This is a genomic window from Methanomethylovorans sp., assembly GCF_050177135.1.
Taxonomy (GTDB): Archaea; Halobacteriota; Methanosarcinia; order Methanosarcinales; family Methanosarcinaceae; genus Methanomethylovorans.
Genome location: NZ_JBFXHJ010000104.1, coordinates 1 through 7,785 on the forward strand (window position 1 = coordinate 1; position 7,785 = coordinate 7,785).

Genomic DNA, 7,785 nt, shown 5'->3' on the forward strand with positions numbered 1-7,785 from the left:
CAGAGAACTTGCTGCGGCACGCGCCTTGTTATTAGGACCATCCGTAAGGCAGCGAGAATTTAGAACTTCCACCGCGTCCACATCAAGACCTTCCACATATCCTATGCCATGAGATGTGATCTTGAAAGGATGGGGTAATATTACCAACGCATCCTGGGCCCGTGCCCTTCGTATGGTTTCAGCCGGTGATAAGCCAGGTTCTATACTTTCCTTTATGCCCAGCACAAGCAGGTGCCCTTCGGAAGTGGTAATTTCAACACCAGGAATTATTACAAGATCAGAGCCTAGCTCGGCTGCCCGCTGCACAGAAAAAGGACCACCTTCGATAACATCATGGTCGCATACTGCAAAACCATCGAGACCATTCTTTTTGGCATGGAAGATGATCGCGTCAATATCTGCATCACTGTCTTTAGAAAAACGTGTATGGACATGCAGGTCGAATTTCATACAAGCAGATTAAAAATTATTCCTTATAAAATGTCTGTATGGCTTACGATAATAAGACCAAAAGTTATAAGAACAAGATAAATGGTGTTTCATTAAGAGAAGCAAGCGAACGGGTTTAAGGAGTTGTGTATTGGGTGGTTGGATAGGATTGGTGGTACATTTGAGAAGAGACCCGTTCGCATATTTACTAACATACTCTATGTTATATAAACATGTCGCCAAATGTGCTGTAGAAGATACAGATTGTAACAAATTTTGCTTACTGAGGTGAAAACGATTGTATCTTATTCATCACCTCTTCCCTTGCTTCCAGATCTACAAGGATCTTGTCAGCATACTTAACCGAATGGACTACACCTTCTTTGAAAAGCCAGGAGAGCACCGACATTGAATGCTCGGAAAGAGGCATTGATATTTCCTTCCTTTTCCACACCGGCAGCTTATCCCTTATCGCCTGCCTCAGTTCATCCAGGCCGTTCATTGTCTTCGCAGATATAAAAACAGGGTTTGGAACAAGATACCCAAGAGCTTCCATTTTCCTATTGAGATCTTCATGGCCGATGAGATCTGTTTTGTTCATTACCGTGATCATGGATGCGCCATGTACCTGTTCCCAGAGAGTTTCATGACATGTGAGCAGCTTATCGTGCATTATGTTCAGCGGCTCACTTGCATCCACTACCAGCAAAATGATATCTGCAAAAAATATCTCGTTCAGCGTCGAACGGAAGGCATCGATGAGCCAGTGGGGCAGTTCCTCTATGAAACCTACCGTATCAGTGAGAACGACCTTGCGCCCTATGACATCCATGTAGCGGGCGACCGGAGAGAGGGTCGTGAAGAGCATATTGGCCACATCCACACCCTCACCCATCAGAGCATTGAAAAGCGTACTTTTTCCAGCATTAGTATAGCCCGCAAGCGCCACTAGGGATAGACCATGAGCGTGCCTGAAACTGCGCAGGGAGTCATTGTGACTCTGTACATGGCTTAGCTCATCCTTTATGCGGGCTATCCTGCCCTTTATGTCCTGCTCGTAGGAATCCTCGTAGCTTCCCAGTCCCATAAATCCTGGCCTTTCTTCTTTTTTGAGATGGGACACAATGATCCTTGCCCTGGGGATCTCATACTCAAGTCTTGCCAGTTCCACCTGCAGCTTGGCGCGCCGTGTGGTAGCTCGCAGCGCAAAGATCTCCAGGATAAGCTGGAACTTATCAATGACCGCACATTTGCATATATCTGTGATGTGGTACAGCTGCATACTGCTCAGTTCATTGCAGAAGATCACTTTTTCGGCATTAAGGGATTCTACAGCCAATGCAAGCTCCTGCACCTTGCCCTTGCCCAGCTGGTATTTCTTATCCGGATAACGGGACTGAATAACCTCGCCCACTACAGAGTAATTGGCAGCATAAGCCAGGTCCTTCAGCTCAACTAGCTGCCTCTTGTTCTTGAGCTCATCACTGCCCGGATCAACCCTCTGTACAACGATCACTTTTTTCATGTGAATTATCCTCTGCGTCGGATCAAAGACATTTGTCATCCTTCATTTTAAGCAATCTTCTGGCGCCCACAGAAATATGATGGGCTATCTCGATGGCCCTGCGCTCACCCAGAGATTCCTGGTATTTGAAATCCCTGGAGAACATGCTTGCTGCCAGCCACTGCGGCCGGTTGAACATATCCCCCGCTTCCATTACGATAGTAGCCCGGGGGTCAAGGCCTTCAGCGGTCTTTTCTACCATTTCTGCCACATCAGTGATCTCAGGAGCATTAATGCTTGTGAATTGACGGATATTCACCTGATGGGTCTTATCTATATGGTCAGGAAACACAGAGAACGATACGGCTACACATACCATGAAGTATTCTCCGTTTTCCATATGTCTTCCAGAAATGTCCACGGCAATAATATCGAACATGCGTATCGGTCACATTTTGATCCTGCCAATATCAATGTAGTCACAGTGGACGTTATCATGTACGGCATATATCATTCTTTTGCGCACGCTATTGGCCAGGCGCACTGCTCTGGACATCACCGGAAGCGTGAACTCATAGTCCTCTGCTATGGAATGGACCAGATACTCCGAGTGAGGCAACTTATCCACCGACTTGAAGTTCTGATACACCCTGAAATGGCTACCGAACTTGAAACCGGTCTTCGGGACAAGACCCCTATCCCTCAGGTTCTCGTACACCAGGTACTTAAGCATGAATTCCGATTCTATGACCGAGGCCTTTGCAGCAAACTCATCGAATGCAAGAAAAGAAGAAGTACCGGACATATCGGCAACTTCCAGTACACCTTTTTTAAGCAGATAGCCTGATTCCACAAGTGACAGCTGCAGACGATCCGCATCCAGGGGCTGCCCGTAAAAACCTTCAGCGTGTAAAGAATGTGAAGCATCACTGTCCCAGACCACCACGCGGTCTTCAAGGAAAGTGGAACTTCCACTTATATCCTTTAACGACTCCTCAATAGGTCTCATGTCCCCAGCTGGTTCCACTTTCCCTATTTCGTAGAAAGTGATATCACTTTCCTCATCAACAATGGCAAGTACCATTGTTTTATGCACATTATGCGCAGCTTCCAGAGACAGGCGCAGCTCCCTGAGAGGCAAGGGGATACGCTCCGAAATGACATGGACAAAGAACTTTGCAGGAGTCTTTCCCGGATGCCCCCCTCTTGGATATACCCTGAAATCCGTCACAGAAGGCTGGACATAAAAACCCCTTTCCCGCAAGTCTTTATAGACAATATACTTAAGATCAAAATATTGCTGTCTTTTTGATGCCTCTGTAAAGAACTCTTTGAACGACAGGGATCTGTCATCCATCTGGATCTCAAGCTTTTTTTTGTAGTGCAGATATGCAGCTTCAATGAGCGTAAGTTCTAAAGTATCACCTTTAGGGCGTCCATAGTATCCGACATTGTACAGCTCATTGACAGCCTGTTTACCTGCTTTTATCCGGTCATTGACAAGTATTCCGATCAAAAAGGTCACCTAAATGTAAAAAATAAATTATACGCCCAAATATCGGACCATCTTATTTAATCATACTGGACTGCTGCAGAACCGATCACAAACAAGGGAAAATAATAGAAGAGTGAAACATCTAAAAATAAGGAGACAGTATATTTATATATTTGTATTAAGATATATTAGATCGGGTGCCTACAATATAACCTAGCCTTAATATGGGGTTTTCCGAATCCTTCCTCCTACCACAATCGGGCACCCTCCTCCTTCATTACTGATCGCTCATCGTTTTGTGCATTTCCCCAGAAGATATACCACAGAAACTCCCTTTTGACCCAGTTTGGATAGAAGCAGCCCTTTCAGTCGATCTTCTGCATCATTTGATGTATCAGATGTATAGACAGGCATTTCCAGAACAATGGTATCAGATACCAGTGCCTTTACAACAGACATCAGATCTGGAGCCTCCTGTCCGCCCGTCATGGCAGCAATCCGATTCTGTAATATAACGATTACAACATCATCCCCTGACCCCACAGCATTGATCAGGCCAACTATACCTGAATGAGCAAGTGCAAAATCACCTATGACCGCAATGCCCTTATCCTTAAAGCCACATGCCGTGGATATAGCTGAGCCGAGGGCAAAACCCGTATCAATGACTTGCAACGGTTCCGGCGCTGCCCGTATGGAACAGCCCATATCCCCGGCCACCATGACATCGATGTTCGCCAGGCATTTGTAAAGAGGCATGAAAGGGCAGTCCTGACACAAAGGCCTTGAACCTCTGCTCCTGATAGTCTGCACTTCAGTGTACTTCTCTATCCTGCTCTCGCCCAGATGGTCCAGCGCATAGCAAATATGCTCTGCCTCCACCTGCCCATACGGAATATGCCCTGTCATCTTGCCTTTTACTTTTCCGGTTACGGCAACATGGGATTCTATGTAAGGCTCGGTTTCCTCGACCACAAGAACTTTGTCGCATTCACTGATGAACTGCCGCACCATGTCAAAAGGAAAAGGAGACACCATCTGCAGGGCAAGGTGCGCATGACCTGCCCACCTTGCTTCTGAGAGCGCTTTGTCCACAAGCACTGAAAGATATCCTGAAGAAATGATGCCCATCATGCTGTTTCCTGGATGAAGTCTGTTCAAAGAAGTTGTCTGAACAGCTTTTTCAAGCAAAGGCATAGATTCCCTGTGGAATCGCTGGTGCTTCCCTTTAGTGGTAAGTTTCCAGATATCCGTACCGAAAGTGGCAGTTGTTTCATTCTGGCGGCTTCTGATAACGTGTCCTTTACTATCGAGCAGCCTGTCTGTTATTCTAATGATCACAGGGACTTTTGCCTGTTCTGATAACTGGAAAGCATGCATAACTGCATCATATACTCCCTGGGGTGTTGCAGGATCGAACAGAGCTACCTCTGCAAGACTACCATAAAAACGGGAATCCTGCTCGTTCTGGGAGGCTCTAGCCCCGGCATCGTCCCCGGCAATGATCACAACACCTGCTCCGATGGTGTGATACACAGATGTCATCAGAGGGTCGCTGAGCACGTTCATGCCTACATGTTTTACGACCACCATTGACCGCTGCCCCGTAACAGATGCACCCAGAGCTTTTTCGAGGGCTGCCTTTTCATTGGTCATCCAGAAAGCTTTGTAGCCTTCAAGCTGATGCCTGAGCAGCAGTTCCATTAAAGCGGTTGCGGGATAACCAGCCACTCCGGTTACAAGCCGTACCCTGCTGTCAATAAAAGAAAGAAAAAGAGCTTCTATACCTGTGAGGTATTTTGTATCAAACGCTGCATCATCAGGCATCATGTATCTCAGCGTCCATCCTGACGGATTCTTCCGGCCTTGAGAACCATGGCAGCGAGGCCAGCGCACCTATAACGCCATTGCCGTTCATCCATATCTCCACACCATTATCGTTAGCGTACTGCACCGCATATTCCCTGCTAAGCTCACCAGTGCGGCATCTCCTGCTATAGGGATATATCTCATGAGCATTGAAATTCCGGAGCACAACCATGCCGGTCTCATCTGAAACACTGTATTTCAGAAGCGCTGCCTTAATACTTTCAAGCAGTTCTTTGGTCGATCTTGCATCCACACACCCGAACTCCAGCACAGTGGATACACAGTTCTGAGTTCTTGCAGAAACCGGGAAAAGCTGGACAAGGGAATGTGAAAGATAGACAGAATCCGGACAATCCAGATCTTTTGCGATATTATGAGTAAGGGTCCATGTGGCCCCCTTTTCCTTGGAGTCCGTATCATCGATCCCTATGAGCACCCGCTCCCTTCTGGGAACGATGACCGTACCCCTTGCTGCACGCCCTCCCCCGGATTCACTGTAGTCGCAGCGCAGAACACCCTGTGCAAAGGCCCGGCACTTAGTGGCGCCCACACCCCCGCCTCCCAGACCTGCATATGTGATATGGACCTCATCTTTATCCACAATAATAGATTCTATGCCAGCAGCTGCAACTGAAGGTTTTAGTTCGAGTTTGCATGTGCCTGTTTTTGCAAGGTACCTGATCATGTTCCCTATGGACCTTGTCTTTAAAATGAGAGGAGAATGCGAATAATGAAATTTTGACCATGCAGCACCGCCATAGCAGTTTGAATGTTCAACGATCTCAACGTATTCATTGTTTTTATCGCATATTGCATATATACCCCTATATGGAGTTGTATAAGGGTCATTGAGTTCTATATCTTTCATCTGAGTCCCTAATTGATAGTAAATACCTTAAAGGTTTTGTTTTCCTTTAACCGACAAGACCTTCGTCCTTGAGGCTGACATACCTGCCATCCCCTATGATAACATGGTCCAGCACATCGATGCCCAGTATTTTGCCACCCTCGATGAGCTTTTCGGTAATTGCTATATCCTCCTTGCTGGGTGTCGGATCACCGGATGGATGGTTATGAGAGATAATAACTGATGCAGATGACTGCATGAGCGCGGATTTAAAGACTTCCCTGGGATGCACGATGCTGGAATTCAGGCTGCCAATGGAAACAACTTCCTCCTTGAGCACCTGGTTCTTTGTGTCCAAGTAAAGCACCACAAGCTTCTCACGCTTCTGCTCCCTCATTCCCGGATACAGCATTGAATATACATCCGCAGGTGAGCGGATCTTACGCTTGGGTTCATCCACATGCCTCTCCAGCTTGCGTGCAAGTTCGAACACCGCAGCGATCTGGGCAGCTTTAGTGGGACCTATGCCATGGATCTGTATCAATTTAGATATCTGTGCCTGGCTCAACTGCTTTACGTTGTACTCGGAAAAGATCCTCTGGCACATATTTACCACATTTTCCTTCTGCGTTCCTGTCCTGAGGACCACAGCCAGAAGCTCGGCAGTGGACAAAGACTCAGGGCCATATTTCAACAGGCGCTCAGTGGGCCTGTCGTCAGCAGGAATGTCATGCATCCTCAGCCTGTAATCGCTCATGACCTCCAAAATTACTTGATACAATATAAAGTATTCTATATTTATTTAATTTAAAATAAATATGATATAATTATTAGTGGTCATAGACCATTACCTGTAAAACCTTCCAGCCTTACGTTCTATTTATATCATTGATTTGCATAGGGCTGTACATGAAAGTCATCAGCGTGGTCGGTTATAAGAAAACAGGTAAAACGACACTGGTCACACGACTTGTGGAATACCTTTCCAGAAAAGGCAAGGTCGGTACTGTAAAGCAGATGTGCCATCATCGGTTCAATCCTGAGAACACTGACACGGGCAAACACTTCGATGCAGGAGCCGAGGCTGTGGCAGCAATAACAGATAGCGAACTTGTGCTTGTGAGACGCAACCCTTCCATCAGCAAAGCTCTTGATGCCCTGGCAGACAGCGGCATGGATTTCGCTGTAGTTGAAGGCTCTAAGAAAAGCAGCCTGCCAAAGATCGTTCTCGGAGAGCTTGACAATATCGACGATGTACAAAATATTGTTGCAAGACTGCCAGCAAGAGGAGACTGGGACATTGATACCCTTGCTGAGCTCGTGATGCAGCAGGATGACTGGATCACCCTCGGCCTGCTCATCGAACAGGTAAAGCAGGACCCACGGATAAAACAGGCAGGTGGCATCGGCACATTTACCGGCATCGTCAGACAATTTTCCGAAGGTGTGGAAACAAAGGCATTGCATTTTGAGAAATACGAGAAGATTGCTGAAGAGGCAATGCAAAAGATCTGTCAAGACCTTATGCAAAGAGAAGGAGTGCTGGACGTAAGAATGCACCACCGTACAGGCACTATCAGGCCGGGAGAGGATATCGTCTACATAGTTGTTGCCGCTGCCCACAGGCAGGAACTGTTCATA

Annotated in this window: 8 protein-coding genes; 1 reads left to right on the plus strand and 7 read right to left on the minus strand. The window is 46.8% G+C overall.

Annotation, left to right across the window (positions count from 1 at the left end):
- The 7 genes from AB7U21_RS08680 to radC form a co-directional block, all read right to left on the minus strand.
- Window positions 1–450, minus strand: a 450-nt coding sequence (locus AB7U21_RS08680; protein WP_428388345.1) for a PHP domain-containing protein, incomplete at its 3' end; no start/stop codon positions are given.
- A gap of 259 nt (window positions 451–709) precedes the next feature.
- Window positions 710–1,954, minus strand: coding sequence for a GTPase HflX (gene hflX / locus AB7U21_RS08685; RefSeq protein ID WP_428388347.1), 1,245 nt, complete (start codon window positions 1,952–1,954; stop codon window positions 710–712).
- Window positions 1,955–1,976: 22 nt separating this feature from the next.
- Entirely contained in the window at window positions 1,977–2,372 is a 396-nt protein-coding gene (locus AB7U21_RS08690; protein WP_428388349.1) for a DUF2209 domain-containing protein, read from the minus strand.
- A 9-nt stretch (window positions 2,373–2,381) separates the two neighbouring features.
- A complete protein-coding gene (endA, locus tag AB7U21_RS08695; protein WP_428388351.1) occupies window positions 2,382–3,449 on the minus strand; it encodes a tRNA-intron lyase in 1,068 nt (355 codons plus the stop codon).
- Between the two features lie 267 nt (window positions 3,450–3,716).
- Window positions 3,717–5,258, minus strand: a complete 1,542-nt coding sequence (locus tag AB7U21_RS08700) for a thiamine pyrophosphate-dependent enzyme (RefSeq protein ID WP_428388353.1) — start codon at window positions 5,256–5,258, stop codon at window positions 3,717–3,719.
- On the minus strand, window positions 5,248–6,165 hold the full coding sequence (mmp11, locus tag AB7U21_RS08705) for a methanogenesis marker protein 11 (protein WP_428388355.1): 918 nt from the start codon (window positions 6,163–6,165) through the stop codon (window positions 5,248–5,250). Before mmp11 ends, AB7U21_RS08700 begins: the two co-directional genes overlap by 11 nt.
- Window positions 6,166–6,211: 46 nt before the next feature.
- On the minus strand, window positions 6,212–6,901 hold the full coding sequence (radC, locus tag AB7U21_RS08710) for a RadC family protein (RefSeq protein ID WP_428388357.1): 690 nt from the start codon (window positions 6,899–6,901) through the stop codon (window positions 6,212–6,214).
- A 152-nt stretch (window positions 6,902–7,053) separates the two neighbouring features.
- Between radC and AB7U21_RS08715 the strand changes: the two genes are divergently transcribed.
- On the plus strand, window positions 7,054–7,785 hold a 732-nt coding region (locus AB7U21_RS08715; RefSeq protein WP_428388359.1), incomplete at its 3' end, for a molybdopterin synthase.

Coding starts and splice junctions, on each gene's coding strand:
- hflX (WP_428388347.1), bottom strand. CDS start 1,954: ATGAAAAAAGTGATCGTTGTACAGAGGGTTGATCCGGGCAGTGATGAG.
- mmp11 (WP_428388355.1), bottom strand. CDS start 6,165: ATGAAAGATATAGAACTCAATGACCCTTATACAACTCCATATAGGGGT.
- AB7U21_RS08700 (WP_428388353.1), bottom strand. CDS start 5,258: ATGATGCCTGATGATGCAGCGTTTGATACAAAATACCTCACAGGTATA.
- AB7U21_RS08690 (WP_428388349.1), bottom strand. CDS start 2,372: ATGTTCGATATTATTGCCGTGGACATTTCTGGAAGACATATGGAAAAC.
- radC (WP_428388357.1), bottom strand. CDS start 6,901: ATGAGCGATTACAGGCTGAGGATGCATGACATTCCTGCTGACGACAGG.